At 39.9% G+C, this 26,883-nt stretch carries 26 protein-coding genes; 19 read left to right on the top strand and 7 right to left on the bottom strand.

What is annotated here, in order from left to right:
- Window positions 1-24: 24 nt before the first annotated feature.
- On the top strand, window positions 25-1,536 hold the full coding sequence (locus tag AOR04_RS16665; RefSeq protein WP_007376181.1) for a YifB family Mg chelatase-like AAA ATPase: 1,512 nt from the start codon (window positions 25-27) through the stop codon (window positions 1,534-1,536).
- Here AOR04_RS16665 and AOR04_RS16660 read toward each other — a convergent pair.
- Together AOR04_RS16660 and AOR04_RS16655 are read right to left on the bottom strand one after the other, a co-directional pair.
- Window positions 1,533-2,237 carry a response regulator transcription factor gene (locus tag AOR04_RS16660; protein WP_096793944.1) on the bottom strand — a complete coding sequence of 235 codons (705 nt, stop codon included), beginning with the start codon at window positions 2,235-2,237 and terminating at the stop codon, window positions 1,533-1,535. The two genes, AOR04_RS16665 and AOR04_RS16660, sit on opposite strands and share 4 nt — an antisense overlap.
- A gap of 216 nt (window positions 2,238-2,453) precedes the next feature.
- Window positions 2,454-4,949, bottom strand: coding sequence for an alpha/beta hydrolase family protein (locus AOR04_RS16655; RefSeq protein ID WP_096793943.1), 2,496 nt, complete (start codon window positions 4,947-4,949; stop codon window positions 2,454-2,456).
- A gap of 84 nt (window positions 4,950-5,033) precedes the next feature.
- On the opposite strand from AOR04_RS16655, the gene AOR04_RS16650 reads away from it, so the two are divergent.
- Complete coding sequence (locus AOR04_RS16650) at window positions 5,034-6,110, top strand: hemolysin family protein (RefSeq protein ID WP_008134969.1); 1,077 nt, start codon at window positions 5,034-5,036, stop codon at window positions 6,108-6,110.
- A 32-nt stretch (window positions 6,111-6,142) separates the two neighbouring features.
- Here the strand turns inward: AOR04_RS16650 and AOR04_RS16645 are convergent, their stop codons facing one another.
- The gene (locus AOR04_RS16645; protein WP_096793942.1) at window positions 6,143-7,354 is read right to left on the bottom strand and encodes an EAL domain-containing protein; all 1,212 of its coding nucleotides are present in this window, start codon (window positions 7,352-7,354) and stop codon (window positions 6,143-6,145) included.
- A 163-nt stretch (window positions 7,355-7,517) separates the two neighbouring features.
- Between AOR04_RS16645 and AOR04_RS16640 the strand changes: the two genes are divergently transcribed.
- Window positions 7,518-8,534 (top strand): metalloprotease, encoded by a 1,017-nt coding sequence (locus tag AOR04_RS16640; RefSeq protein WP_096793941.1) that lies wholly within the window; start codon window positions 7,518-7,520, stop codon window positions 8,532-8,534.
- Between the two features lie 67 nt (window positions 8,535-8,601).
- On the opposite strand, the gene AOR04_RS16635 is transcribed toward AOR04_RS16640, so the two are convergent.
- Window positions 8,602-9,549 (bottom strand): chemotaxis protein CheV, encoded by a 948-nt coding sequence (locus tag AOR04_RS16635; RefSeq protein ID WP_096793940.1) that lies wholly within the window; start codon window positions 9,547-9,549, stop codon window positions 8,602-8,604.
- Window positions 9,550-9,708: 159 nt separating this feature from the next.
- Between AOR04_RS16635 and AOR04_RS16630 the strand changes: the two genes are divergently transcribed.
- Entirely contained in the window at window positions 9,709-10,776 is a 1,068-nt protein-coding gene (locus AOR04_RS16630) for a potassium channel family protein (RefSeq protein ID WP_033029275.1), read from the top strand.
- 108 nt (window positions 10,777-10,884) lie between these two features.
- On the opposite strand, the gene AOR04_RS16625 is transcribed toward AOR04_RS16630, so the two are convergent.
- Entirely contained in the window at window positions 10,885-11,346 is a 462-nt protein-coding gene (locus AOR04_RS16625) for an EVE domain-containing protein (protein WP_007376189.1), read from the bottom strand.
- Window positions 11,347-11,423: 77 nt separating this feature from the next.
- Here AOR04_RS16625 and tesB point away from each other — a divergent pair, with 77 nt between their 5' ends.
- Entirely contained in the window at window positions 11,424-12,281 is an 858-nt protein-coding gene (gene tesB, locus AOR04_RS16620) for an acyl-CoA thioesterase II (protein ID WP_002957902.1), read from the top strand.
- 20 nt (window positions 12,282-12,301) lie between these two features.
- Here tesB and plsB read toward each other — a convergent pair whose 3' ends face one another.
- On the bottom strand, window positions 12,302-14,740 hold the full coding sequence (plsB, locus tag AOR04_RS16615; protein WP_033029271.1) for a glycerol-3-phosphate 1-O-acyltransferase PlsB: 2,439 nt from the start codon (window positions 14,738-14,740) through the stop codon (window positions 12,302-12,304).
- Window positions 14,741-15,157: 417 nt separating this feature from the next.
- On the opposite strand from plsB, the gene rpsJ reads away from it, so the two are divergent.
- The 12 genes from rpsJ to AOR04_RS16555 all read left to right on the top strand — a co-directional run bounded on the left by rpsJ (window position 15,158) and on the right by AOR04_RS16555 (window position 21,299).
- On the top strand, window positions 15,158-15,469 hold the full coding sequence (gene rpsJ, locus AOR04_RS16610; RefSeq protein ID WP_002957900.1) for a 30S ribosomal protein S10: 312 nt from the start codon (window positions 15,158-15,160) through the stop codon (window positions 15,467-15,469).
- Between the two features lie 27 nt (window positions 15,470-15,496).
- The gene (rplC, locus tag AOR04_RS16605; RefSeq protein ID WP_002957898.1) at window positions 15,497-16,132 is read left to right on the top strand and encodes a 50S ribosomal protein L3; all 636 of its coding nucleotides are present in this window, start codon (window positions 15,497-15,499) and stop codon (window positions 16,130-16,132) included.
- Between the two features lie 17 nt (window positions 16,133-16,149).
- The gene (rplD, locus tag AOR04_RS16600; protein WP_002957897.1) at window positions 16,150-16,755 is read left to right on the top strand and encodes a 50S ribosomal protein L4; all 606 of its coding nucleotides are present in this window, start codon (window positions 16,150-16,152) and stop codon (window positions 16,753-16,755) included.
- On the top strand, window positions 16,752-17,054 hold the full coding sequence (rplW, locus tag AOR04_RS16595) for a 50S ribosomal protein L23 (protein ID WP_002957896.1): 303 nt from the start codon (window positions 16,752-16,754) through the stop codon (window positions 17,052-17,054). Before rplD ends, rplW begins: the two co-directional genes overlap by 4 nt.
- Before the next feature lie 15 nt (window positions 17,055-17,069).
- Complete coding sequence (gene rplB, locus AOR04_RS16590) at window positions 17,070-17,894, top strand: 50S ribosomal protein L2 (protein ID WP_007376192.1); 825 nt, start codon at window positions 17,070-17,072, stop codon at window positions 17,892-17,894.
- Between the two features lie 15 nt (window positions 17,895-17,909).
- Window positions 17,910-18,188, top strand: coding sequence for a 30S ribosomal protein S19 (rpsS, locus tag AOR04_RS16585; protein ID WP_004588689.1), 279 nt, complete (start codon window positions 17,910-17,912; stop codon window positions 18,186-18,188).
- A 13-nt stretch (window positions 18,189-18,201) separates the two neighbouring features.
- Window positions 18,202-18,534, top strand: a complete 333-nt coding sequence (rplV, locus tag AOR04_RS16580; protein ID WP_002957892.1) for a 50S ribosomal protein L22 — start codon at window positions 18,202-18,204, stop codon at window positions 18,532-18,534.
- Between the two features lie 11 nt (window positions 18,535-18,545).
- Window positions 18,546-19,247 carry a 30S ribosomal protein S3 gene (gene rpsC / locus AOR04_RS16575; RefSeq protein ID WP_002957891.1) on the top strand — a complete coding sequence of 234 codons (702 nt, stop codon included), beginning with the start codon at window positions 18,546-18,548 and terminating at the stop codon, window positions 19,245-19,247.
- Window positions 19,248-19,259: 12 nt separating this feature from the next.
- Window positions 19,260-19,673, top strand: a complete 414-nt coding sequence (gene rplP / locus AOR04_RS16570; protein WP_002957890.1) for a 50S ribosomal protein L16 — start codon at window positions 19,260-19,262, stop codon at window positions 19,671-19,673.
- Window positions 19,673-19,864, top strand: coding sequence for a 50S ribosomal protein L29 (rpmC, locus tag AOR04_RS16565; RefSeq protein ID WP_002957889.1), 192 nt, complete (start codon window positions 19,673-19,675; stop codon window positions 19,862-19,864). Before rplP ends, rpmC begins: the two co-directional genes overlap by 1 nt.
- The gene (gene rpsQ / locus AOR04_RS16560) at window positions 19,864-20,121 is read left to right on the top strand and encodes a 30S ribosomal protein S17 (RefSeq protein WP_007376193.1); all 258 of its coding nucleotides are present in this window, start codon (window positions 19,864-19,866) and stop codon (window positions 20,119-20,121) included. Before rpmC ends, rpsQ begins: the two co-directional genes overlap by 1 nt.
- A gap of 839 nt (window positions 20,122-20,960) precedes the next feature.
- Window positions 20,961-21,299: a hypothetical protein gene (locus tag AOR04_RS16555; protein ID WP_150115546.1), complete on the top strand. Its 339-nt coding sequence runs from the start codon at window positions 20,961-20,963 to the stop codon at window positions 21,297-21,299.
- Window positions 21,300-21,354: 55 nt separating this feature from the next.
- Here the strand turns inward: AOR04_RS16555 and AOR04_RS16550 are convergent, their stop codons facing one another.
- Window positions 21,355-22,992: an endonuclease gene (locus tag AOR04_RS16550; RefSeq protein ID WP_096793939.1), complete on the bottom strand. Its 1,638-nt coding sequence runs from the start codon at window positions 22,990-22,992 to the stop codon at window positions 21,355-21,357.
- A 305-nt stretch (window positions 22,993-23,297) separates the two neighbouring features.
- Here AOR04_RS16550 and AOR04_RS16545 point away from each other — a divergent pair, with 305 nt between their 5' ends.
- Together AOR04_RS16545 and cysI are read left to right on the top strand one after the other, a co-directional pair.
- The gene (locus AOR04_RS16545) at window positions 23,298-25,112 is read left to right on the top strand and encodes an assimilatory sulfite reductase (NADPH) flavoprotein subunit (RefSeq protein ID WP_096793938.1); all 1,815 of its coding nucleotides are present in this window, start codon (window positions 23,298-23,300) and stop codon (window positions 25,110-25,112) included.
- A gap of 61 nt (window positions 25,113-25,173) precedes the next feature.
- Window positions 25,174-26,871 (top strand): assimilatory sulfite reductase (NADPH) hemoprotein subunit, encoded by a 1,698-nt coding sequence (gene cysI, locus AOR04_RS16540; protein ID WP_096793937.1) that lies wholly within the window; start codon window positions 25,174-25,176, stop codon window positions 26,869-26,871.
- The last annotated feature ends 12 nt before the right edge of the window (window positions 26,872-26,883 follow it).

Raw genomic sequence — 26,883 nt, 5'->3', positions numbered from 1 at the left:
TCACACCATTTACTAGGATAAGGAATGTCTTTAGCTCGTATATTTTCTCGTGCCCAAGTGGGTATAAGCGCCCCTGAAGTTATTGTAGAAGTTCACCTAGGAAATGGTTTACCCGCTTTTCATATTGTAGGCCTGCCCGAAGCGTCAGTTAAAGAGTCGAAAGATAGAGTGCGTAGTGCGCTCGAAAACTCTCAATTTGGCTTCCCCGATCAACGAATAACCGTAAATTTAGCCCCTGCTGATTTGCCAAAAGATGGCGGGCGGTTTGATCTTGCAATTGCTGTGGGTATTTTAGTCGCCTCTGGGCAAATAGTGTGTCCTGATATTCATAAGTACGAGTTTTATGGTGAGCTTGCTCTTAATGGCGAGATACGTGGTGTGAATGCTATTTTACCTTCGGTACTTGCTGCAAAAGAGCAAGATCGCTGCTGCTTTTTACCCTTTGCAAATGACAGTCTAGCAAGCCTAGTTAATGGCGTTAAACGCAAAGCCGTCAGTTCTATTCAAGAAGTGTGGGGGGACTTACTTAATCAACAACCTTTGCCATTGAATATAGAGTACCCCGACTGCACGCAAGCCCCTGACTTTTTGCTCGATTTAAGCGATGTGAAAGGTCAGCCTGGCGCAAAGCGAGTATTAGAAATCGCCGCAGCTGGCGGGCATAATTTACTTTTTTTAGGCCCCCCAGGCACTGGTAAATCAATGTTGGCCCAGCGAATGGCAACTATAATGCCTACTATGTCGGACGATGAAGCTATTTCGACTGCTGCGCTTTACTCTATTATTGGGCAATCTATAGATTTAACTAATTGGCGACAGCGGCCATTTCGTAACCCGCATCATACGTGCTCAGCGGTTGCTTTGGTTGGTGGCTCATCAAACCCTAAACCGGGTGAAATTTCATTGGCACATAATGGAGTGCTTTTCTTAGACGAATTACCAGAGTTTGAGCGTAAGGTGCTTGATTCACTGCGTGAGCCGATGGAGACTGGTACGGTTACTATTTCACGTGCAGCTAGGCAAATGGAGTTTCCGGCGCAGTTTCAGCTTATAACCGCATTAAACCCAAGTCCAACAGGGAGCCATACTGATAAGCGAGCAACTCCCGATCAAGTTATGCGTTATTTATCGCGCGTGTCGGGGCCTTTTATTGACCGTATTGATTTACAAATAGAGCTTCCTCGGTTAACGAGTGTTGAATTACAAAGCACTCAGCCGGAGGAAAGTAGCGCTGAGGTTAGAGTAAGAGTTGAAGCGGCTTATTACCTACAGTTAAAACGCCAAGGTAAGGTTAATGCTAGGCTTAATAATAAAGAAATGAGTGTGCACTGCGTATTAGCGCCTGCAGAGTTGCAGTTCTTAGCCAGAGCAAGCGAGAAGCTGTCTTTATCGCCACGTTCTTATCATCGAGTGATAAAAGTGGCGCGTACTATTAGTGATTTAAAAGGCGCTGAAAATATTAGTTTAAATGAGCTTAAAGAGGCACTTAATTACCGTGCTTTTGAGCGCCTTATTGCGCAATTGACTAAGTATTAAATAGAAAGCATATAACCTTTACCGCGTACGGTAACAATGCGTTTCTGATCTTTTTCGTCATTTAACTTTTTACGTAAACGACCAATAAGTACATCAACAGTGCGATCATTTGGGCTCCAATCTGGCTGGCCTATTTCTTCTGATATTTTTTCGCGGGAAGTTGCTTTACCTGCATTACTAATTAAACAAATCAGCACTTTATGCTCGGCTTCCGTTAAGCGTGATTCAAGGCCCGCAGCAGTAATTAATGTGCGGTTATCGGGATGAAGCTTAAAGTCAGCATACTCTATAAACTCTTCGCTTTCGTCGTCTTCTAGGTTAACGGCAACACGCTTATAGAGTGCGCGCATGCGTAGCTCCAACTCAAGTAAATCGACGGGCTTACAAATATAGTCGTCAGCACCTTGAGCAAGACCAGCAATGCGATCGGCTTGGGAGTCACGACTCGATAATACAATAACGCCAATATCGGTCAGTGTGTTTAATTCTTTTGCGAGCTGAAGACCATCGCGCTTAGGTAAAACAATGTCAATTATGGCTAATGATATAGCACCGCGCAGGTTTACTCGCTGCTTTACAATGCTAAGTGCATCAGCGCCAGTGGGGTCTACCTCTATTGTAAATTCGGTATCTGCAAAGTGATTTTGGATGCGTTTAACGAGTAGTTCATCGTCTTCAACCAATAAAACATTAATAGCCATAGTACTTTATTTTGAATGCTTATAGCCTTATATGGTAGCACCATTAGGTAAATGCTGAGAAGGGTGTTTAGTCGTTTTAGGTAACTTAATATTTCAAAAGAGAGAAAGGCGTTATGAGAGGATGAGATTAGCACCTTTAAACTAATTCAAAGGTGCTAAATAATTAATACTGCTATTAATAAATCTGTATTAAGTCGTTATTTTTAAGGTCCAGGCTCAGTCATTTTTATACATGGAGTCCCACCATTGAGGCTCGTCTTTTAGTTTTTTATCAAAATATGCGAGCATGGTGTTCCACCAATTAAATCGTTTATCGCGTGCAAAAATTTGGTGGTCGGCGCCTTTGTATTCTATTAACTCTACATCTTTATTAAGCAGTTTAAGCGCAGTGTACATTGTTAAGCTCTCGCCAACAGGTACATTGGTATCGCTATCACCATGAAGAAGTAGCATAGGTGTTGTTACTTTGTCGGCATGAAATACAGGACTATGTTGGCTGTACAGCTCAGAGTTATTCCACGGGAAGCTATTTTTTGATGCTTCGCCAGAATATAAGTAACCCCACCAACCTTCACCCCAATACGAGGTAATATTAGAAATACCCGCATGAGCTATTGAAGCACTAAATATATCGGTTTTAGTTGCTAATAACATGGTCATGAAGCCACCGTACGATGCCCCTAAGTTACCTACTTTTTTACTATCAACATAGTTGTATTTATTTAAAAAGGCTTGTGTGCCTTCGATAATATCGTCTGCGGTGTAGTCGCCCCAGGCATTAACATGCTGCGCTGAAAACTTTTGTCCAAACCCTGTTGCGCCAGTAGGTTGCACAACATAAACAACGTAGCCATTTTCTGCCCATAAGTTAAACGGGTAACGACCTGTAAAACCACGCGTAACTGGTGAAGTACCGCCGTAATAATACACGAGCGCCGGGTGCTTTTTGGTTTTATCTAAATTGCTCGGAATGTAAACACGGCCAGTTATTTCAACACCATGTTTATTTTTAAAATTAAACTCTTCTAATGTAGGGAGTCGTGTATTTGCATAGCTACTTGGTTTTGAATCCCATATTAAATCTGTTTTATTTTTACTTACGTTCAGGCGCTTTAGTTGTTGTGGCGCTAAAGCGTTAGTGCCACTTAGTAAAATTTCGGTATTACGGTCGTGCGAGTAACTAAATTTTTCAACAATATCCAATCCCGTATTTAATTTTTTAAAGCGCTGTTTACTTAAATCAAATAGATAAAGTGGTTGAGTGTCTTGCTCTGTTACTTTAATAAGTGCGTCGCCATTTTCTAAAACGTGCAGTTGGCCAATCGCGGGGTCGAACTGTTTACTGAGTGCTTTTACGTTTTTACCGCCTTCAGTAAGTAGGTAAAGTTGCCCGTCGTAGTTATTAGCGAGCATAGCTTTTGGTAATGCTCTGCCTGCGCCATTTTTAAAGTCGGGGCCTGCAACTACATAAATATCTTTATTTGTGTATTTGGCTAAATTAAACGTTTTGAATTTACCAAGCGATGAAAGCTTGCTCGATTTTAAATCGAGTTCAACTAACTCTGTTTCTGGGTGGGTTGATGCCTGCATTGCCATTACTGGGCGGCTCATTAATATTTTGCCACGGTTACTATTTGAATCTTCAAGGCTGTAAGAAAGAGGACCTTGGCTAAGTGCTTTTGTTAAACCACTTTTAGTATCAAGCATATAAATTTGGCTGATGGAACGTGCATACGACCAGCGATCTTGCAGACCTTTATAATGCTTGGTTAAGCTGTTAGTGCTCTCAGGTGATTTAGACCAGCCAAACAAAAGACTGGTGTCGTTATAAAAGGTAAAGCCATTGGCTCCTTCTAAATCGTTTGCTAATGTTTTTATTGAGAAGTTTTTACGGTTAAGTTGTTTAAGCTCACCATTTAACAAATACACTAAATATTGGTTATCTGGACTCCAAATAATGTTACTTGGTTGGCCTGCTTCGAAGCGATAAAGCGTTTGATTATCTGAATCTTTAAGTACAGTAACTGTATTTGCTTGGTTTTGTGTTTTATCGCTATAAGTGCGAGTAGTAGTAACGTACTGCTTAGCATTAGGTGCGAGTGATAATTGGCTGATCGTAGGGGCATCAAACAATTGTTTTGCAGATAAGCGTTTTGTTTGTGAGGCGCTAAGCGTAATTTTATCAACCTCGCTTTTAGGTGCAAAATCAAGCATTACGTCGTGCCAATTAGCTACTTGCTGAGCTACTATTAAAACAGTGTGAGTACTGTTATTTAAAGCTAACTTATAGCTGTTTTTATCGCCTGTTTGTAGTTCGCCATTAATAAATAACTGACCTTGTTCAATCCCTTTTAAGGTAAGCGTACCTTGTGTAAAGCGGGTTGTTTCAATATTAAATTTTAGTGCCTGTAACCCACCTAAAGTGAGCGCATTGATTTTATTAAACGGCTGCCAGTTTTGTTTTTTCCCAAATACAGAAAAACTATCTGTGTCTGCTTGTAGTTGCGGCAATAGGTTGTTAATAATCGCACTGCCATGAGGTGTTTGAAAAGGCTTTAACTGCATATCTTCGGCAAGTGGGCCGATAAACTGAATTTTTGATTTATCCAATGGTGCAGCTATTGCAGCAAAGCTTAAGCTGCTAAGCGTTAAAAGAGCAGCTGCGTACTTAAATAGCTTATTTTGATGACACCATGGTGCGCTAAATTTCATTATTATGCCTATTATTATTGGAAGTTTGGCCAAATATAGCATGTATTGTTACCATGCTCACATATCCAATATAGAGGAGAGAAAGTGACTTTACTGATAGTTTATATGGTAGTGGCGATTGTTATTTCGTTTTTATGTTCTGTGATGGAGGCTGTGTTATTAAGTATTTCGCCCAGCTATGTTGCATCACTTAGGAAAGAGCACCCTGAGCTGGCTAAACAGCTCGAAAAGCTTAAAAACAATATAGATCAGCCTTTAGCTGCTATTTTAACTTTAAATACGGTTGCCCATACTGCGGGTGCTGCAGGGGTTGGCGCACAAGCGGCTGTCGTGTTTTCCGATGCGGCTGTAGGTATTGCATCAGCTATTATGACATTCCTCGTATTAATCCTTTCTGAAATTATTCCTAAAACCTTGGGGGCTAATTACTGGCGAGCTCTAACGCCAAGTGTTACTTACGCTTTGCGGTTTTTAGTTATATCGCTAAAGCCTTTTGTTTGGTTTGCACAAAAGCTCACTAACCTGATGAGGCCAGAGCACAACGAAGCGTATTACATCCGTCAAGAAATAGAGGCTATGGCTGATATAGGCACTGAATCAGGGGCGCTTCATCAAGATGAGTCTGAAATAATTCGTAACCTATTGCATTTTAGACATGCAAAGTTATGCGATTTAATGACACCTCGTACGGTCATTTTTAAAGTTCATAAAGATTTGACGGTTAATCAGTATTTAAACGATCACGGCTCGTCATCATTTTCTCGTATATTGGTATTTGATAAAGACAGCGACGATATTGTAGGGTTTGTGCATAAAAACGATATTATGCTGGCATTTCACCGTTTAGGTACTGATTACAAAATTAGCAAATTGATTAAGCCCATTTATACGGTGCCAACCTCTCAGAATGTATCGTCATTACTGCAAACTCTTTTAACAAAGCGCACACATATATGTTTAGTTGTTGATGAGTACGGTGACGTACAAGGAATTGTAACGCTAGAGGATATGATTGAAGCTTTAATGGGGCTAGAGATTGTAGATGAGCGTGACCAATCAACTAATATGCGAGCAGTAGCTAAGCAACGTTGGCACAAACGCTTAGCAAGTAGTGCGCATATAGTCAGTGAAGAAGATAAGCACACTCAGGGTGATAATTAGCTAACAGGCCCCGAGTAAATATTAGTACCGCTTTAAGCGGGGCTGCCATCAGTTCTTAGCCAATTTTTAGCCCAATCTATAAATTCATTTTTGGGTTTAGGAGAGCTATATAGAAAGCCTTGTATGGTTAAGTCTTTTTTATAGTGTTTTAGATAGGCAAGCTCTTCTGGTCGTTCAACACCCTCGGCTACTAAATCTAAATGCTCTTTGTTCGTGATATTAACCAATGAACTAACAATAACCTGAGAAAATAAGTCAGTTTCTATATTACTAATGAGGGAGCGATCTATTTTAATTTCAGTAAAGGGTAGGTTTCTGAGTTGGTTTATATTAGTAAAACCAACACCAAAGTCGTCAAGCGACACTCCAAAACCATGCATTCTTAATCTGTTTAATGTTTCAAGCTGTGCGAGGCTTGAGAGTGCATGCTGTTCTGTTATTTCAATAATAATGTTACTAGGAGTGAGTTGATTAAGCTCTAAAATTAGCAGTAATTTATTTGGACAATTTAGATCATCAAGTTGGATAGGTGATAAGTTAAATGCCATTTTAAAATCGTGACCGAGCTGTGCTTTTATATTTGAAAATTCGCTGGTGGCCTTTTCAAAAAGAGAGAATGTAATTTGATTAATTAAATTGTACTGCTCAGCAAGGCTAATAAAGCGATTTGGTAAAATAATGCTACCATCCTTACTTGATACAATCCGCGCCAGTATTTCAACACTCTCTATTTTATTATTAATCGCATTAACTTTAGGTTGATAAAAGGGTGTTACCTCATCATTTTTTAATGCCTTAATAAGTTCACTTTTTGAGATCAGGCTCTCTCTTAATAAAGTGTGGCTATTTAATTTTGCTACTTTGGTAAGTAATTTTCTCATTTGGGATAGTTGAACAGGTTTTGGTATATTACCAATCAGGTGTGCGTTGTGTTGTTTTGCCAGATCAGCTGCTAGGCTAATTACTTTATGGTCCATTTCAGACACAATAATAATTCCGCCTTGATAATTTAATGCTCCAAGATGTCGTATTAATTCCATTCCATCCATTTCAGGCATATTGAGATCGGTGAAAACAGCGTCAAAGCGGTTTATGTCATTGGCTACTTTTTCGAGTGCCTCGGCAGCACTTAAGCAGGTAACAACCTTTTCAGACATATCTAATTCACTGAGTATGGCTTCCATAATTATCAAAATTGCCTTTGAATCATCAACGACTAAAATATTTGGTACCATTTTCTTCATTGTTATCCCTTTCAATATAAGGCGTATTATTACTATAAAAGTAGTAGTATTTTTTACGTTTGTCAGTTTTAAATAATTTTATTTAAAAAGTTACTAACTACCGTTACTCGTGTTTTTTAGCCGATTCGGTATACTAACGCCATTGTTTTAAACGGTTTTAATTATGATAAGAATAGATCTTACTTTAGCTGAACAGCCTTTTTCATTTATGGTTTCAGGGCAAAAGATTATACAAGTTTTTCATGTTCAACAAGCCATTACCTTTGATAATCCTCGTGAAAACTATTATCAATTTACTTACGACAACAAAGTAATAGGTATTGATACAGAGGCAGTGGAAGAGCAAAGCATTTCGCTATTTGTAGATGAGCAATTTGCAACACAACTTGCGTTACCTGCCCCGGTAAATGCAGCACCTAAAAAAGGCTTTTTAGGATTAGCAGCATTAGGTTTTAAGCTTTTTAAAAGTGCCAAGGTAATTAAAGTAGTGCTTGCAGGGGCTTCTGTTGCAGGCTATGCGTGGTTATTTAGTATCGAATTTGCACTAATGCTAATTGGTTGTTTAGTCGTACATGAGTACGGACATGTGCGCGCAATGAAATACTTTGGCATAAAAACCAAGGGCATTTACCTAATCCCATTTGTGGGCGGGCTCGCTGTTAGTGACGATAAAATAACAACGCGTTGGCAAGATGTAGTTATATCACTAATGGGGCCTGCATTTGGTTTAATTACTTCTGTATTGGGCGTGGTTTTATATTATGCCACAGAGATGGAAATATTTGCCGGTGTGGCGGTGCTTAGTGCGTTATTAAATTTATTTAACTTGTTACCTATTTTACCGCTTGATGGTGGGCATGTATTAAAAAGTATCAGTTTTTCAATGCGTTCATGGATTGGTTTGAGCGTATGTTTACTCGGGGTACTATTTGGCTTATGGCTGAGTTACACATTTGGTTTGATGTTACTGGTATTCTTTTTGTTTGTCGGTGCGCTGGAGATTGTATTTGAATGGCGAGGCCGTCACTATTCACATTTGATGCCGCTAGATAAATATGGCCAAGGCTTTTCAGCTGTTATGTATGCAGTTGTAGTGGCTGGGCATGTAGCTGTAATGATGCATTTTGCCGACTCGGAGAATCCAATATTAAGCCTACCGATGACTATTTTATCGAGTTGATAATCTACGATTAAAGAAATATCTCAGTAAGCTGTATACGTAGGCAATACAAAAGGGTACCTATTGTCTACGTATAATTAAGCACTATCTTTAAACGGCTTTGTACTTCTTCAACGAGTAAGTCTGGCTGAAACTTAGATAAGAATGCATTACACCCTACTTTTTCTACCATAGCTTCGTTAAAACTACCGCTTAAAGATGTGTTAAGAACAACATAAAGATTTTTAAGCCTGCTATCATTACGTATTTCATGGGTTAAGCGATAGCCATCCATTGAAGGCATTTCAGCATCTGTAATTACCATTAATAGCTCTTTTTCAACATCTTGCCCCTCATCAGCCCAGCTTCTAAGCATGTTCAGGGCTTCTAGACCATTACTGGCAGGGATGATTTCAATTCCTAGCTGCGAAAGTGTATCGCTTACTTGTTTACGTGCAGTGGGTGAGTCATCGGCGTGAAGTATTTTACGTCCTGCAAACTCATTGACGATACCTTGATCAAGTACTCCCTCTGAAATATCTACTTCATATTCAACTATTTCGGCAAGCACTTTTTCTACATCAATAATTTCAACGAGCTGTTCTTGGCCATCGCGCTTTATTTTAGTAAGGGCTGTTAAGTAATGATTTTTACCAACAGAGCTAGGCGGAGGCATAATATCTGACCATGTCATATTGACGATTTGATCAACTTTGCCAATTAAAAAGCCTTGTACGCTTCTATTGTATTCAGTAATAACTAAGTTACAGTCTTCGGCGTATTTTACTGCGGACATAGAAATAGCCTGCCGTAAATCGATTACAGGTATAGATTCACCTCTAATATTCGCAACTCCGGTTATTTTGGAATGAGAATGGGGAATTTTGCTTAAATGTGGCAATTTTACCACTTCCTTTATTTTAAACACATTGAGTGCAAATAAATGCCGACTATGTAAATAAAACAGTAACAACTCTAAGCGGTTTTCACCAACCAACTGAGTACGTTGATCAACCGAAGCTAAAACACCAACCATAATGAACTTATCTAATCTAATTATTTTATAACTATAGTCTACTATTTTTTAACTTCATAGCTCAGTTATTATTTTTCGATTACAGCTAGTTGTTGCTATGGTGGTATAATTTGCAGTACCGTACTACAGAGTAATTTTACTAATCTATTAGCAATAACTATGCATCATATTTTTAAACGTTTTATCGTGTTATTACGCAGTCATATAGAGCAAGTGAGTTGGCAATCTGTTGCGATTGTTACCTTTATGCATATTATTATTACGTGGTGCTTATTAGTGATCGCAAATGAAAAAGCCTTGATACCCCCAAGTACTTTTTTTTACTATTACGTAATAACAACATCAACGGTAGGTTATGGTGATTTTAGCCCAACGACAGAACTTGGCCGTTGGGTGGTAGCATTAGTACAGATCCCATTTGGTTTAGCTTTATTTGGTGTCCTGCTTGGAAAAACAGGGCAAACAGTTACTTATTTAATTAGGCGCGCTATGACTGGTGATAAAAGTTTTGCACACAGTATTAACCATATTATTATTTTTGGTTGGCACGACACTCGTACAAAAAAGATGATTGATTACATTTTGGCTGACAGGAAGCGAACTGACCGCCGTATTTTACTCGCGGTAACAGAGCAAATGGATCACCCTTTTTTAACTAACGAACATGTTGATTTTGCACATCTAACCAGTTTTACAAATTTATCCGAACTTGAGCGTGTTGCAATAAGTCGTGCCGATAAAGTCATTATTGATGGGCAAGATGACGATCAAACATTTACTACTGCACTGCGTATAAGCCGTTTAGTTAAGGATGATTGCCATATCAGTGCTCATTTCTTAGATGAGACAAAAATAGATATGCTGTTAGAGCATTGTCAAAATGTAGAGTGTAGCAGTGCTAAATCGGCAGAAATACTTGTACGTTCAATGCAAGATCCAGGTTCTAGCCGTGTACAAGAGGAGCTGCTTTCTACACTCCATGGTGATACGCAATTTAGTTTGGCAATACCTAAAGACTGTAAAGATATGGAATTTGGCACTTTATTCCATCATTTTAAGCTTGAACATGATGCAATATTATTAGGCGTTGCACACAATTTGAGTGCGCAAAATATGGATTTAAACCCACCGCTTGATTACAAAGTAAGTGAAGGTGATATTTTGCACTACATATCTGTAGAGCGAGTATTAAGTAGTGAAGTTGATTGGACAAGTTTGGAACGATAGTTAGTCTACCCAAGGCGATGAAAAAGGCTCTTTTATCAGTGTCGTGACTTTTTGTGACACAGGTTACTTCTTTGCTTTGGATTGCGCCTAAAGACCGAAAGAATAAAGCTAAGTGCTAACCATCTTCACTATTTGCAGCCAGTCATGTTCTGTGACTGGCATAACAGATAATCGCCCTGCTTTTTTTAGTGCTAACTCAGTAATTGAATCATTCGCTTTTATATCTTTAAGACTCACCAATTTTTTTAGATGGCTTTGATAGGTTACTTCAACGACAACCCAACGAGGATTTTCGCTGGTGGCTTTAGCATCGTAATAATCACTACTTAAATCAAATTGAGTGGGATCTGGGTAGGCTTCTTTTGTAACTATAGCAATACCCGCTACACCCACTTGTTTACAGCTTGAATGATAAATCATCACCAAGTCGCCAATTTTAACGCCATCACGCATAAAGTTCCGCGCTTGGTAATTACGTACGCCTTCCCAAAGCGTGGTTTGTTTTGGAGCGTTTTTTAAATCATCTAATGAAAACGCATCGGGTTCAGTTTTAAAAAGCCAGTAAGCCATAACAGTATTCCTAACATATATTTACTTCCCACTATTGTATAGTATCATTTGAATATCAGGGGAATGAGGAAGAAATGATGAGCCAAGTATTAGATGATTTATTGTCGTTGTTAACACTTGAAGAAATTGAGCAAGGTTTATATCGAGGACAAAGCCAAGATTTAGGCTTTGGTGCTGTGTTTGGCGGTCAAGTTATGGGGCAGGCGCTTTCTGCTGCCAAAGAAACTCTACCTGAAGGGCGAATAGTTCATTCATTACATTCTTACTTTTTACGCCCAGGCGATCCGGCTAAACCCATTGTTTATGATGTTGAAACTATTCGAGATGGGAAGAGTTTTAGTACACGCCGAGTAAAAGCGATTCAGTACGGTAAGCCTATTTTTTATATGACTGCGTCGTTTCAGGGTGAAGAAAATGGTTTGTCGCATCAAGCGACGATGCCTGATGTTCCCGCACCTGAAGAACTACGTTCATCGCTTGAGTTTTACCAAGATAACGCTTCACACATTCCTGAAGTCATCCGTAATAAGTTTACCCGTGAAATGCCAATTGAAATGCGACCTGTGACATTTCATAACCCGTTTAAGCCAGAAGTTATGGAGCCAGTAAAACATATTTGGTTTAAAGCCAATGGTGAAATGCCGGACGATCAGCGTATCCATAATTACTTATTAGCGTATGCGTCTGATTTTGAGTTTTTACCAACTGCATTACAACCTCATGGTGTATCGTTTATGCAGCCAAATATGCAAGTAGCTACTATTGATCATGCAATGTGGTTTCATCGCCCATTTAGAATGGATGATTGGATTTTGTATTCAATTGATAGCCCAAGTGCGAGCAATGGTTGTGGTTTAGTACGTGGGCAGTTTTTTGATCGCCAAGGCAATTTGGTTGCCTCAACAATGCAAGAAGGGGTTATGCGCCAGCGCTAACCCCTTCTGTAAATGCATTGCTAGTTACACTGGTCTTGTACTATATCGCTGATTGACTGCCAGACGCGTGCTGGCAGTAATGTTTTAAGGTGTGCGTAGGTTTCACATAGCTGTGTGCTACCTACTAAGCCCTCATCACCTTCTGTTATTAATGACTCTCCACGTAAGTTATCGATAAAGCTAACAAGTACTTTTTTGTCAAAAAACTCAGGTGTTTTAATGCCATGCAGTGTGCCTAAACGTTGCGCAAGCACTTGGCTTTCTCTTTCAAGTTCTGCTTTTTCAATGCCATCACTTGTTTGAATAAAACCAATTACAATAGCGTATCGTTGCAGAGTGAAGCTAAGTGCTCGTCCAAGCATTTCAAGCTTAGCTAGGCAGTCATTACTGTTCGTTATATGAATGTTATCGCCATCAAACTCAATTAAATTTTGATCAGCAAAGTTAGCTAAAATTCGTGTTATATAGTTTTCATCAAGAGGCTGTAAGTACCATTCTTTAGCAAATAGCGGATAAAATGTTTTTACAAGTTGCTGGCATTGAGTAATCGTAGTGCTGTGTTGTTTAAATAGGTGCAGTGCAATTAAACTTGGTACTGCGAATAAGTGCAAAATATTGTTTCTATAGTAATTAAATAAAACTTTCTCTTTATCACTAATTGTGATTATTTCACCAAATTCATCACTAATAACTTCAAACTTATTAAGCTTTAATGCATGTGTTAGTAATTGCTCTGGTGTTTCGTCAGGCGCTGTTACTTTATCGCTATAACTGGCATCGCGTTGTAAGCGCAGGTAAAAATCAAGTTGTGCTAAAAGTTTTGGCTTACTCAATGCTTGTTTATCGTTAACGAGTAAAATCATCGCCAATAAGTTAACAGCATTAAGTGCTGCTGCATTATTAATTTTAATCATTACTTGATCAGCAAGTTGAGTTACTTGTGTGCCTAACCATTGTGGCTTTTGTACATCGGTAGGATGTATTGAATCACGCCAATCGGGTTGGTTGTCGTTTAAATATTGATTAATTGAAATTGGATCACCAAAGTTTAGATAACCACGACCATAGTTTTTAAGGTTTTTAATCGCCTTAAAAATACCGAAAATAGATTCGCCTTTTTTATCTTTACCATCCAGCTCTTTAAGGTAAGTGTTTATTTCCATTACGTGCTCGTAGCCAATGTACACAGGAACAATAGATATTGGTCTGTCTATTCCGCGAAGCATCGCTTGTAAGGTCATTGAAAGCATACCTGTTTTAGGCGGAAGTAAGCGCCCAGTTCGGCTTCGACCGCCCTCCGTGTAAAACTTAACAGAGTAACCTTTAATAAACAGTTGGCTTAAATACTCTTTGAAGATGGCAGAATAAAGCTTATTACCTGCAAATGAGCGACGAATAAAAAATGCCCCCGAGCGTCTAAATATCCCGCCGGCAGGGAAAAAGTTAAGATTAATACCTGCAGCTATATGTGGCGGTACTAAACCTAAATGATATATTGAGTAAGTAAGGAGCAAGTAGTCCATATGACTGCGATGACAAGGCATGTAGATTATTTCATGGCCTTTATTAGTCAATTCATGAAGTTGTTCTGTGTGTTTAATATTAATACCGTTATAAAGCTTATTCCACAACCACGTTAAAAATCGCTCAGCTACACGTATCATTGCTTCTGAATAATTAGCGGCTATTTCGTCAAGTAACTTGAGTGCATTTTGACGAGCTTCAGTTTGGCTAATATTTTTAGCTTTAGCTTCATCTAGGATTGCTTTTTTAATTGTAGGGGACGCTAATAAAGAATTAAATAATTGTTCACGAGATGGCATTTTGGGGCCAGTAGCTGCGAGCTTTTGACGTTTAAAGTGAACGCGAGCGACACGCAGTAATTTGTGTGGTAACTCACTTACATCGGCTTTCTCGTTTACCAAAAGCGATAAGTCGAGAGGTTGACTAAAGCGAATAAAGTTATCACGTCCTGAAAACAACACGACAAAAAACTTTCTAAACCAACTAGGTGTTACCGAGTGTGTAATTAATGTGCGTAAACCTGGTTTTTCTTTACCCGGATCGCGGCCCCATAAAATTGTAACAGGTACAACTTGTACGTTCTGTTGACCACTATTAATTAAGTGTTCAATAATTTGCTTACCTTGAGCTAAAGCATTTGTTGGTTTAGCTTTGTCGCCAAATAATGGTGGTGGATTTTTGATTCCAATAAAACGATCTAAATGCTGAGAGCCTAATACTTGCTCTTCAATTGGGCTTGGCAAACCATGTTTTTTACATACATGTGTGAGTGCCGCTAAATCAAATCGTGAATTTAAACGCACTATATAAAATGTAGGGTATTCTGGGTTTAGATCATACTGCTCAATGGGGTTCTCTGGCAGCACTTTACTTCGTACTAGTAAGCGGCTAAATCCAGCAGACAAAACATTTAAACAATAATTAAAAATACGCATCGACTCACCATATTGAGAGTATTAAAGGCAAAATTAGCGCAATAGGATACCATAATATCTAAAAATCCTTTAGTTTGCGCTATTGAGTAGTTAACTTATTAATTGACTAATAGTAGAGGTATTAGTTCAAGTATAGCCAGTGAGTATGTACGGGCGCTTATTTAATCAAATTAGTGGTCATTGTATTGTTTCTAAATAGTTGTTGCATTTATCACCAATACCTCTATAATACGCAGGCTTTCAAAATTCCCTAGGGAACTAGAAAGGATAAATTAAGCTTGGATTTCAAGCTAATAAACAGGAGTTCCGATTTGGAACTCAACGTAGATATAATCAAACAGCCGACATCTTAAGTTTTAAGATTGTTTCGGTCGTTTTTTTATGCTCTTTTAAATGCTCTTTATATTGAGGTTAAGAATGTCAAATCAACGCATTCGTATTCGCCTAAAAGCTTTTGACCACCGTTTGATTGACCAATCAACGGCAGAAATCGTGGAAACTGCGAAACGCACTGGCGCACAAGTACGTGGTCCAATCCCACTACCTACACGCTTTGAACGTTTTACTGTACTAACTTCACCGCACGTTAATAAAGATGCGCGTGATCAGTACGAGATCCGCACCCATAAACGTCTGATAGACATCGTAGAACCAACTGACAAGACTGTAGACGCGCTTATGCGTTTAGATCTTGCTGCTGGTGTTGATGTTCAAATCAGCCTGGGTTAATCGAAAGATTAGAGAGGTTTTAGGAAAATGGCATTAGGTCTAGTCGGTCGTAAAGTGGGTATGACACGAATCTTCACTGAAGATGGTGTATCTATCCCTGTGACAGTTATTGAAGCGACACCTAACCGCATTGCTCAGATCAAATCTGACGCAACAGACGGTTATAACGCGCTTCAAGTAACCGCAGGCACTAAAAAAGCAAGTCGTGTAAACAAAGCTAAAGCGGGTCATTTCGCTAAAGCTGGTGTTGAAGCGGGTCGCGGTCTGTGGGAATTCCGCCTTAACGGTGGTGAAGGCGATTTTGAAGTAGGCGCAGAGCTTACTGTTGAATTATTCAACGAAATCAACAAGGTTGACGTAACCGGTACTTCTAAAGGTAAAGGTTTCCAAGGTGGTGTTAAGCGCTGGAATTTCAGCATGCAAGACGCTACACATGGTAACTCTCTATCTCACCGTGCTCCTGGTTCAATCGGTCAAAACCAATCACCTGGTAAGGTGTTTAAAGGTAAGAAAATGGCCGGTCATATGGGTGCTGAGCGTGTAACGACTCAAAACTTAGAACTAGTTCGCGTTGACGCTGAGCGTAATTTGCTTTTAGTTAAGGGTGCAGTACCTGGAGCTATTGGCGGTGACGTTATCGTTAAACCAGCTGTTAAAGCATAAGTCCTGGAGATTTAGTGATGGAATTAGCAATTAAAGACGCTTCTGGCGGTCTTGAAGTTTCTGAAGCTACTTTTGGACGTGAGTTTAACGAAGCATTAGTACACCAAGTAGTTGTTGCATACGCAGCAGGTGCTCGTCAAGGTACTCGTGCTCAGAAGACACGTTCTGAAGTAAGCGGTGGTGGTAAAAAACCATGGGCTCAAAAAGGTACTGGCCGTGCACGTGCCGGTACAATCCGTAGCCCAATTTGGCGTTCAGGTGGCGTTAGCTTTGCAGCTAAACCACAAGACCACAGCCAAAAAGTAAACCGTAAAATGTACCGTGGTGCGATTAAAAGCATCTTATCTGAATTAGTTCGTCAAGAGCGTTTAATCGTTGTTGAAAGTTTTGCTCTAGCAGCACCAAAAACTAAAGAACTAGTTGCTAAGCTTAAAGAACTTGAGCTTAAAGATGTTCTTATCGTGACTGAAGAAGTAGATGAAAATCTTTTCTTATCGGCACGTAACCTTTATAAGGTTGACACGCGTGATGTAGCTGGTATCGATCCTGTAAGCTTAATTGCTTTCGATAAGGTACTTATTACAGCCGCTGCTGTTAAGCAACTTGAGGAGGCGCTAGCATGATTCGCGAAGAACGTCTTTTAAAAGTGATCCTTGCTCCACATATCTCTGAAAAAAGCACTATTGCTGCTGAAGAAAACAACACTATTGTTTTCAAAGTAGTAAATGACGCAACTAAAGCTGAAATTAAAGTAGCAGTTGAGAAGCTTTTTGAAGTAGAAGTAACTGGTGTTCGCACACTTAACGTTAAGGGTAAAACAAAACGTACTGGCGCACGTTTCGGTCGTCGTAGCGACTGGAAGAAAGCTTACGTTACTCTTAAAGAAGGCAGCGAGCTAGACTTTGTCGGCGGCGCCGAGTAATAAGGGGATAGAATTATGGCACTTCAAAAGTGTAAGCCTACTTCTGCGGGCCGTCGTCACCTAGTTAAAGTGGTTAACCCAGATCTACATAAGGGTAAGCCATACGCACCACTTTTAGAGAAAAACTCTAAATCAGGTGGTCGTAATAACAATGGTCGTATTACGGTTCGTCATATCGGTGGTGGTCATAAACAACATTACCGTTTAATCGATTTTAAACGTACTAAAGATGGCATTCCAGCCACTGTTGAACGTTTAGAATACGATCCAAATCGTAGCGCAAACATCGCTCTTGTATTATATGCAGACGGTGAGCGTCGTTACATTATCGCACCAAAAGGCTTAAAAGCTGGCGATGCAATCCAGTCTGGTGTTGATGCACCAATCAAACCTGGTAATGCATTACCAATGCGTAATATGCCTGTAGGTTCGACTGTTCACAACGTAGAATTAAAACCAGGTAAAGGTGCTCAAATCGCACGTTCTGCTGGTGCATACGTTCAAATCCTTGCTCGTGATGGTCAGTATGTAACATTACGTCTTCGTTCAGGCGAAGTTCGTAAAGTTGAATCTGATTGTCGTGCGACTCTAGGTGAAGTAGGCAATGCTGAGCATATGCTTCGTTCACTTGGTAAAGCAGGTGCAAATCGCTGGCGTGGTATTCGTCCGACAGTTCGTGGTGTTGCCATGAACCCGGTAGATCACCCACACGGTGGTGGTGAAGGTCGTACATCTGGTGGTCGTCATCCTGTGTCTCCATGGGGTAAGCCGACTAAAGGTGCGAAGACGCGTAAGAACAAGCGTACGGATAAATTTATAGTACGTCGTCGTACTAAGTAATATTGAGGAATAGCCATGCCACGCTCTCTCAAGAAGGGTCCTTTTATAGACCTACACTTGCTGAAGAAGGTAGAGAAAGCTTTGGAAAGCGGTGAGAAAAAGCCAATTAAAACTTGGAGCCGTCGTTCAATGATCATACCTAACATGATCGGATTGACCATTGCTGTCCATAATGGTCGCCAGCACGTACCAGTTTTCGTTTCTGACGAAATGATCGGTCACAAACTAGGTGAATTTGCACCAACTCGCACTTACCGTGGCCATGCTGCGGATAAGAAAGCGAAGAAACGATAAGAGGGGAAGATAAATGCAAGCATTAGCTAAACATAAATTCGCCTCTGGTTCGGCGCAAAAAGCACGTCTAGTTGCAGATCAGATCCGCGGGTTACCTGTCGATCGCGCACTAGAAATCCTGGCGTACAGCCCTAAGAAAGCCGCTGTATTAGTTAAGAAAGTACTTGAGTCTGCTATTGCTAACGCAGAGCATAACGAAGGTGCTGACATTGATGAGCTTCGCATAACAACGATCTTTGTGGACGATGGTCCTACAATGAAGCGTATTATGCCTCGTGCTAAAGGACGCGCAGACCGCATCCTTAAGCGTACAAGCCATATCACTGTTATGGTTTCAGATAGCTAGGAGTATAAGTAATGGGACAAAAAGTTCATCCTACTGGTATTCGCCTAGGTATATCTAAACCTTGGGTTTCTACCTGGTACGCGAGTTCAAAAGATTTCTCTGCACAGCTTTTTGGCGATCACAAAGTTCGTACATTCCTTACTAAGGAATTGAAAACGGCTTCTGTGTCTAAAATCGTTATTGAGCGTCCAGCAAAATCAATCCGTGTAACAATCCATACGGCTCGTCCGGGTGTTGTTATCGGTAAAAAAGGCGAAGACGTAGAAAAATTACGTCAAGCGGTAACTAAAATCGCTGGTGTACCTGCTCAGATTAATATCTCTGAAGTACGTAAACCAGAACTAGATGCACAACTAGTAGCAGACGGCATTGCCTCTCAACTAGAGCGTCGTGTTATGTTCCGTCGCGCTATGAAGCGTTCGGTACAAAATGCAATGCGCATCGGTTCTAAAGGGATTAAAGTTGAAGTTAGCGGTCGTCTTGGCGGCGCTGAAATCGCACGTTCAGAATGGTATCGTGAAGGTCGTGTACCTCTACATACTCTTCGTGCTGATATCGATTACGCAACTTCTGAAGCCTTAACCACTTATGGTATCATTGGTGTTAAAGTTTGGATCTTCAAAGGCGAAGTTATTGGTGGTTTACCACTAGTACAAGAGCAAGAGAAGCCAGCTAAACGCGCACCAAAGAAAGCCAAGAAAAGTGCTAAGTAGAGGTAGCGAGTAATGTTACAGCCAAAACGTACAAAATTCCGTAAAATGCACAAAGGCCGCAACCGCGGTTTAGCGCAAAACGGTAACAAAGTAAGCTTCGGTACTTTCGGATTGAAAGCAACTGGCCGTGGCCGTATGACTGCTCGTCAAATCGAAGCAGCTCGTCGTGCTATGACGCGTCACGTGAAACGTCAAGGTAAAATCTGGATTCGTGTCTTCCCTGACAAACCGATTACAGAAAAACCTCTTGAAGTTCGTATGGGTAAAGGTAAAGGTTCTGTTGAATATTGGGTTGCTGAAATTCAGCCTGGTAAAGTACTTTACGAAATGGAAGGTGTTTCAGAAGAGCTTGCTCGTGAAGCGTTTGACCTTGCTGCTCGTAAACTGCCATTCAAAACAACTTTCGTAACTCGGACGGTAATGTGATGAAAGCTAGCGAACTAAAAGACAAAAGCGTAGAAGAGCTTAATGCTGAACTTCTAGGACTACTTCGTGAGCAATTTAATATGCGCATGCAAGCTAGTACTGGTCAGTTGGCTCAGACACACACGCTAAGAACAGTACGCCGCGATATCGCGCGTGTAAAAACAGTTATTAACCAGAAGGCAGGTCAATAATGAGCGATAAAATTCGTACTCTTCAAGGCCGTGTAATCAGCGACAAGATGGAAAAATCTTTCACTATCGCTATCGCACGTTACGTGAAGCACCCAATCTATGGGAAATTCATTAAACGTACGACTAAGTTACACGTACATGACGAAAATAACACAGCAAAAGCGGGTGACGTAGTTACTATCCGTGAATGCGCACCAATTTCTAAGAATAAATCTTGGACTTTAGTAGACGTTATTTCTAGTCCAAAACTAGCTTAATTTTTTAATTAAATTAGTTTTGTAAAAAAGCCCCGGCATTAGCTGGGGCTTTTTGTGTTTAAGGCACTGTCAATTTTAAAAGTCATAATTCCAACTGACATAAATCTTTGAGCAATTTAACGAGTTAAATTACGACTATAACGTCGTTAAAATTTTTATTTAGAACAACTAGATAAAATTTTTGCCTAGTTCTTGCTTAATTTTCTTAACGTTAAATAGACCCCATATATAAGTAGATTGGTATAATCTGGGTCGAATAATTACGAAATCTGAAACTAAAAGAGTGTCGCGAATCGTAAAGCATTGAGTTGTTCGCATCATATAAAGAACGTCACGAATAGATATTAAATGTAGTTAAAATATTCGTAATTGATTTTATACTTTCTTTTTTAGAAAAAGCTTATATAGAAGCAGACTTATTAATAGTGTGACAAAAACATATAACGAGGAATACCAATAAAATACGATTTTCTAATCGGCCAGCATTTCGTTGCTCTCTATATATTTTCGCCTTGCCTAAAGCTGAAAATTCAACCTCGAAAGATAAACACGCTCTAGTTTTTATATAAGTTAACCTAAACTCTGGATAATAAATTTATCTCGAGCAGCTACTTTCAGCGCTAACTGCGTTGAATTTACCTACAATAGGCAGCTATTGGCGCGTAAATTCGTCTTGTTTTCACTGAAAATCTCTAGCTAGAGAAATAAATTTAAATATCACCATGATTTAATACGTTAGTAAATCTCTTAACCAGAGTTCAGGTTAAGTTATTTAAAGTGCTTTACCTCAACTTAACTTGAGCTTTTATGATGTGTTTTTTATTTTAGTAATAAGTGATATGTATACCATTCAAAGTTATTTATTAAGCTTAGGGATTACTCAATACCAGCCATCTATCGAGCAGATACAAAATATTGTGAAATTAGTTCAGCACTCTTTTAAATCACCGAATATATTTACGATAAACGCTCTAGATTGGGCTAATAACAATAAGCGAAAACCATTTACGAGTGCTGAACTTACGTTGCTTTCAGGACTATTGGTTAACGTTGGTTATAAGTTATCAATGTATTCAGCTAAGCAAGTTGTTGTAGTGCATAATCGGCAAAGTCTACTTATTACTTTTGGAGAAAGCGGTTTTAGTACTAAGGATGGCAGTAATGTGGTCTTTCAATAGTGGGTAATAAAAAAGCCTCAGAAAATGCTGAGGCTCTTACTTTGTTTATTCGCTATTACCAAATCATCTCTACAAATTCAGGATGGTCGATATATGGATTACGATTACCTTGAAATTCATAAGCGGCTTGGTTGCGATCTAACTCCATTTGGCTCACAGGGTCACTGTTGTGCCATTTTAGCAGCATAGCAACAACCCAGCTTTCAAATACTTGATTGTTTGAGCCGTTAAGTACTGCATCGCTTGAAGTTGTTTTAGTTTGCCAAGAGCCAATAATATTTTCGTAGCGCGTTGCCATATAAAAATAAGCACGTGCAAAGTCACCTTTAAATTCATCAATAGGCTCAAATACAGTGCCTGAGTAGTTTAATGAGCTTTTAGCTGAACCTAATTTGCTGCCGTTAGTGGATGTAAATGAAGCACTTGATACTTCACCAAATGGATAGTTACTACGCTTTGAGTTTACATAACCATCGGTTGCGTAAATATGGTGAACATCTGAGTTCATAGGTTCAATAGTGCCGCCAAACCAACTTTTCGGGAATGAATGCTCACGGTTGTAACAGTCGCCTTCTCCACTATAGTTACCGCACTGATCGCTCACGGCTGTATAGTTATAGCTGTCTGAACCGTTTGGCTTTTCACTATACATATCTAAAATACTATTATCGTTTTCAAAGTATTTATCACGTGCTGATGAATCATAAAAATTCCAAATCGCCGAATAACCCTGTGCATTATGATCTTTAGTAATATTATAAAGCTCAGTTTTCAGCGCATAGCCAGTTAAGCCCTGTGTCGTTACATAATAACCAGTGGGTGTTGGATTAGTTCCGCCAGAGCCATCACCAGGTTCTGTGCCAGAATTTCCTAACTCAAAAGCTGAGCTGTCTGTATTGCTAAAGCTCGCACCGCTGGCAAGAGTGATAGAGCCTTGCTTAAGTGTATAGCTACCATTACCAGTAGAGCAACACATGCCATCACCATAACTATCACTAATTACAAGCGTATATGCCCCATCAGTTAAGCATATTTGTTCATCATACTGAGTGTTTGACTCATAACCACCACCGTTAGCAATTGAACTACCTTGACTATTATTAATAGACCAACTTGTTTCGCTGCCATAATTATCGGTATTAAGCGTTAGGGTAAGGCTATTGTCAGAACAGCTTGTTGATGAGCCACCATCGCTATTTGGTAAAAAATTATCTACGTAGACAATTTCGCTACCGTCAAATCCACTAACATCATAAAAACGCAGACCCACGTTAATTGTTTTGCTGCTACTTGCTGTGTAGCTATGGCTGATTTTTTGCCATTGATTCGTTTGCGCCTCATTTGAATAGCCTTGGTAACCATCGACATACAAACGGGCTTTAATTTTACCTTCCGTATGGTAAATATCAGCAGAAAAATCGTAAGTTTGACCTGCTTCAACAGCAATTTGCTGTAGTAAATCCGTGTTACTTTGCGAACCAGTTGTTACATTTACAGCAGCAGAGCTACTACCGCTTTTCACTGTGCTAGTTGAGCGTGATAAGTTAATACCGCTATCTATAGTAGTCCATGATGCAGGTGTATTTCCTGACCACTGTTCAAAGCTACCATTAGCTACATTGGCCATTACTGGCAGTGAGCCGAGTAATAAAGCCGTACTAAGTAGTTTGTTTTTATATGTCCCGTATGACATGAGTATTCCTATTTTTTATTTTGAATGAAGAATATACCTTATATTAGTTTAGTTACAAAATTGTTAATTTAAAATTCGATAAAAAGCAATAATAAGTCTTTAATCTGTTTTTGAAGGTAATTTTATAAATTAATAACTAAATGGAATATCAAAGCAGATTCTATTCTTTTTTTATCTATGCAGACCCCGTTATCCTACATACTTAGAAAACCTCAACAGATACACTCTGGATGAGGTAAAACTCATTTTTTAACAATACATAAAGTGTATTGTGTTTAATTTTCAGGGTTATGGGGAATCGATTCATGTTGTTAGGTCAACTAAATGCTGCGGCAAGTCCGCTATCGCAAGAGCAAGTACAGAAGCTGCAAGGTTTAGTGGCTGAACTTAATCCAATTCAACAAGCGTGGGTAAGTGGTTACTTAGCTGCTAATGCTAATTCAGCTGCGCTAGGAGCTCCTATTTCAGGCGCACAGGCTAATGGCGATTCTGCAGCACTAACTATTTTATATGGTTCGCAAACGGGTAATGCAAAAGGTGTCGCTACCAAAATGAAAGAGCAGGCCGAATCACGAGGCCTAGCAGTTAAATTGGTTAGCATGTCTGATTACAAACCAACAGCCCTGAAAAAAGAAAAGTTTTTAACTGTCGTTGTGTCTACTTATGGTGAGGGTGAGCCTCCTGAAGACGGTGAAACACTACATGAATTTTTAGCCACTAAAAAAGCGCCAAAACTAGACGATGTAAAAATAGCCGTTATTGGTTTGGGTGATTCTAGCTATGAGTTTTTCTGTCAAACAGCAAAAGACTTTGAAGAGCGCTTAAATAAACTTGGTGCACAAACTATATATCAACGTGCTGATTTAGATGTAGATTACGAAGATGAAGCTGCAACATGGATCGCCGGTGCACTTGATGCATTTGAGCCAGATTTAAAAGCGCAGCAAGGCGCCACTTCGGGGCAAGTAGGATCAATGCCATTTGGCGCACCAACGTCTGCAGCAAGCCAATACACAAAGCAAAACCCATTTGAAGCAGAGCTTTTAACAGTTCAAAAAATTACCGGTCGCGACTCAACCAAAGATGTACGCCACGTTGAAATTTCACTTGAAGGTTCAGACATTACTTATACACCAGGTGATTCATTAGGTGTGTACTTTTTAAATGACGATGTATTAGTTGATGAAGTACTTACACTCACTCAAATAGATGCAGCAAGCATTGTAAAAGTAGGTGATGAAGAGCTAAGCGTACGCGGCGCACTTATTGAAAAACTAGAGCTGACTCAGTCATACCCAGGTTTTGTAGAAAAATACGCAACAGCAACAGGTACGCCTGAATTATTAAAGCTTGTGGAAGATAAAGCTGCAATGCGTGCGTATATTGAACCTCGCCAGATATTTGATGTAATTCGCCAAAATCCAGCAAAAATTGATGCGCAAACATTAGTCGGTTGCCTACGTAAGCTGCAAGCTCGCTTGTACTCAATTGCATCTAGCCAAGCAGAGGTTGAAGACGAAGTGCATTTAACTCTAGGCTTAGTTGAGTTTGATGCGTTTGATAGTGAGCACTTAGGTGGTTGTTCGGGTTACTTAACTCGCCGAGCTGAAGAAGGCTGTAAAGTTAAAGTATTTAGCGAACATAACGACAATTTCCGCCTACCAATTAACGATGATACACCGGTGATCATGGTTGGCCCAGGTACGGGCATTGCGCCGTTCCGTGCATTTTTACAAGAGCGTGATTCGCGTGAAGCACAAGGTAAAAATTGGTTGTTTTTTGGTAACCCACATTTCACTCAAGACTTTTTATACCAAGTAGAAATACAGGGTTATTTAAAATCGGGCCTACTTAATAAAGTAGATGTTGCATTTAGCCGCGACCAAGCCGAAAAAGTATACGTGCAAGACAAGTTGCGCAGTAACAGTAAAGACGTGTTTGAATGGTTAGAAGCTGGCGCTCATTTTTACATTTGTGGTGATGCAAATCGCATGGCAAAAGATGTACACAGCGCCTTGGTCGATATCATCAAAGAAAACACAGGCAAGAGCGATGAAGACGCAGAGCAATACTTAAAAGATTTGCGTAGCGCAAACCGCTATCAGAAAGACGTGTATTAATCACGTTTCTTATTTTATTTAACAGCTAACAGCCGTCACTGTAACAAATTTAGGATTTAAAATGAGCGAACAAGATAAAAACGTAAAGCTTTCTGATAACGAGCGTTTGAAAAGAGAAAGTAACTTTTTACGTGGCACCATAGAACAAGATTTAAAAGACGAAATTACCGGTGGCTTTACCGCTGATAACTTTCAGCTAATACGTTTTCACGGTATGTACCAACAAGATGACCGTGATATACGTGGTGAGCGTGCTAAGCAAAAGCTAGAGCCCCTACATAATGTAATGTTACGTGCACGTATGCCTGGCGGTATTATCAAGCCAGAGCAGTGGTTAGCAATTGATAAGTTTGCTGATGAAAAAACAAGCTACGGCAGCATCCGTTTAACAACGCGTCAAACGTTTCAGTTTCATGGTGTGCTAAAGCCAAACATCAAAGGCATGCACCAAATGCTTGATAGCGTGGGCATAGACTCTATTGCTACCGCAGGTGATGTTAACCGTAATGTGCTTTGTACTACTAACCCAGTTGAGTCTGAGCTACATCAAGAGGCTTACGATTGGGCTACAAAGATTTCTGAACATTTATTACCAAAAACAAAAGCGTATGCCGAAATTTGGTTAAATGGAGAAAAAGCGCAAACCACAGAAGAGCCAATTTTAGGATCTAACTATTTACCGCGTAAGTTTAAAACAACGATAACAATTCCGCCTAATAACGAAGTTGATATACACGCTAACGATTTAAACTTTGTGGCTATTGCTGATAACGGCAAGCTTGTTGGTTTTAACGTATTAGTGGGCGGTGGCCTTGCCATGACGCACGGCGATACAGCAACTTATCCGCGTAAAGCCGATGACTTTGGTTTTATACCGCTAGAAGATACCTTAAAAATTGCAGAGCATGTTGTATCTGTGCAGCGCGATTGGGGTAATCGTTCAAATCGTAAAAATGCAAAAACTAAATACACATTAGACCGAGTAGGCGTTGATGTGTTTAAAGCTGAAGTAGAAGCGCGTTCAGGCGTTACGTTTGCGCCAAGTCGCCCGTTTGAGTTTACTCATCGTGGCGATCGTATTGGTTGGGTTGAAGGCATTGATGGTAAGCACCACTTAACATTATTTATTCAAAGCGGTCGTATTTTAGACTACCCAGACAAACCGCTTAAAACCGGTTGTCGTAAAATCGCTGAAATTCACCAAGGTGATATGCGCATGACGGCTAATCAAAACTTAATTATTGCCGGTGTGCCTGCAGATCAAAAAGCGGTAATTGAAGAAATCGCCCGTAGTCATGGCTTAATTGATGACACCGATTCGCAGCAGCGTAAAAATTCAATGGCGTGTGTTTCACTGCCAACGTGCCCACTTGCAATGGCCGAAGCAGAGCGTTACTTACCAAGCCTAGTAGAAAAAACTGAAGCATTACTTGCAAAGCACGGTATACCAGATGACAGCATTATTATGCGCGTTGTAGGTTGCCCGAACGGCTGTGGCCGCGCAATGCTTGCTGAAGCTGGTTTAGTAGGTAAAGGTCCTGGTAAGTACAACGTTTACTTAGGTGGTAATTTAGAAGGCACACGTATTCCTAAATTGTACCTTGAGAACGTAGGCGAAGATGTTTACCTAGACGCATTCGATAAGCTAATTGGCCAGTGGGCTAAAGAGCGCAACGACGGTGAGTGTTTTGGTGACTTTGTTATTCGCAAAGGCATTGTTGCTGAAGTAAAAGTATCAGTAACCGATTTTCACGCTTAATTAAATACCAGC

This window comes from Pseudoalteromonas sp. 1_2015MBL_MicDiv (assembly GCF_002407505.1).
GTDB classification, from domain to species: Bacteria; Pseudomonadota; Gammaproteobacteria; order Enterobacterales; family Alteromonadaceae; genus Pseudoalteromonas; species Pseudoalteromonas fuliginea.
The sequence above is the reverse complement of the archived record's forward strand: the minus strand, read 5'-3'. Positions and strand labels throughout refer to the sequence as shown.

Bases quoted from the DNA above. Each gene is read 5' to 3' on its own strand.
- rplB (WP_007376192.1), top strand. From the start codon at position 17,070: ATGGCACTTCAAAAGTGTAAGCCTACTTCTGCGGGCCGTCGTCACCTA.
- AOR04_RS16555 (WP_150115546.1), top strand. From the start codon at position 20,961: ATGTATACCATTCAAAGTTATTTATTAAGCTTAGGGATTACTCAATAC.
- cysI (WP_096793937.1), top strand. From the start codon at position 25,174: ATGAGCGAACAAGATAAAAACGTAAAGCTTTCTGATAACGAGCGTTTG.
- AOR04_RS16625 (WP_007376189.1), bottom strand. From the start codon at position 11,346: ATGGCTTACTGGCTTTTTAAAACTGAACCCGATGCGTTTTCATTAGAT.
- AOR04_RS16645 (WP_096793942.1), bottom strand. From the start codon at position 7,354: ATGAAGAAAATGGTACCAAATATTTTAGTCGTTGATGATTCAAAGGCA.
- AOR04_RS16545 (WP_096793938.1), top strand. From the start codon at position 23,298: ATGTTGTTAGGTCAACTAAATGCTGCGGCAAGTCCGCTATCGCAAGAG.
- rplC (WP_002957898.1), top strand. From the start codon at position 15,497: ATGGCATTAGGTCTAGTCGGTCGTAAAGTGGGTATGACACGAATCTTC.
- AOR04_RS16550 (WP_096793939.1), bottom strand. From the start codon at position 22,992: ATGTCATACGGGACATATAAAAACAAACTACTTAGTACGGCTTTATTA.
- AOR04_RS16640 (WP_096793941.1), top strand. From the start codon at position 7,518: ATGATAAGAATAGATCTTACTTTAGCTGAACAGCCTTTTTCATTTATG.
- rpsC (WP_002957891.1), top strand. From the start codon at position 18,546: ATGGGACAAAAAGTTCATCCTACTGGTATTCGCCTAGGTATATCTAAA.
- rpsQ (WP_007376193.1), top strand. From the start codon at position 19,864: ATGAGCGATAAAATTCGTACTCTTCAAGGCCGTGTAATCAGCGACAAG.
- rplD (WP_002957897.1), top strand. From the start codon at position 16,150: ATGGAATTAGCAATTAAAGACGCTTCTGGCGGTCTTGAAGTTTCTGAA.
- rplW (WP_002957896.1), top strand. From the start codon at position 16,752: ATGATTCGCGAAGAACGTCTTTTAAAAGTGATCCTTGCTCCACATATC.
- rpsS (WP_004588689.1), top strand. From the start codon at position 17,910: ATGCCACGCTCTCTCAAGAAGGGTCCTTTTATAGACCTACACTTGCTG.
- AOR04_RS16665 (WP_007376181.1), top strand. From the start codon at position 25: ATGTCTTTAGCTCGTATATTTTCTCGTGCCCAAGTGGGTATAAGCGCC.
- AOR04_RS16655 (WP_096793943.1), bottom strand. From the start codon at position 4,949: ATGAAATTTAGCGCACCATGGTGTCATCAAAATAAGCTATTTAAGTAC.
- rplV (WP_002957892.1), top strand. From the start codon at position 18,202: ATGCAAGCATTAGCTAAACATAAATTCGCCTCTGGTTCGGCGCAAAAA.
- AOR04_RS16630 (WP_033029275.1), top strand. From the start codon at position 9,709: ATGCATCATATTTTTAAACGTTTTATCGTGTTATTACGCAGTCATATA.
- rpmC (WP_002957889.1), top strand. From the start codon at position 19,673: ATGAAAGCTAGCGAACTAAAAGACAAAAGCGTAGAAGAGCTTAATGCT.
- rpsJ (WP_002957900.1), top strand. From the start codon at position 15,158: ATGTCAAATCAACGCATTCGTATTCGCCTAAAAGCTTTTGACCACCGT.
- AOR04_RS16635 (WP_096793940.1), bottom strand. From the start codon at position 9,549: ATGGTTGGTGTTTTAGCTTCGGTTGATCAACGTACTCAGTTGGTTGGT.
- AOR04_RS16660 (WP_096793944.1), bottom strand. From the start codon at position 2,237: ATGGCTATTAATGTTTTATTGGTTGAAGACGATGAACTACTCGTTAAA.
- plsB (WP_033029271.1), bottom strand. From the start codon at position 14,740: ATGCGTATTTTTAATTATTGTTTAAATGTTTTGTCTGCTGGATTTAGC.
- tesB (WP_002957902.1), top strand. From the start codon at position 11,424: ATGAGCCAAGTATTAGATGATTTATTGTCGTTGTTAACACTTGAAGAA.
- rplP (WP_002957890.1), top strand. From the start codon at position 19,260: ATGTTACAGCCAAAACGTACAAAATTCCGTAAAATGCACAAAGGCCGC.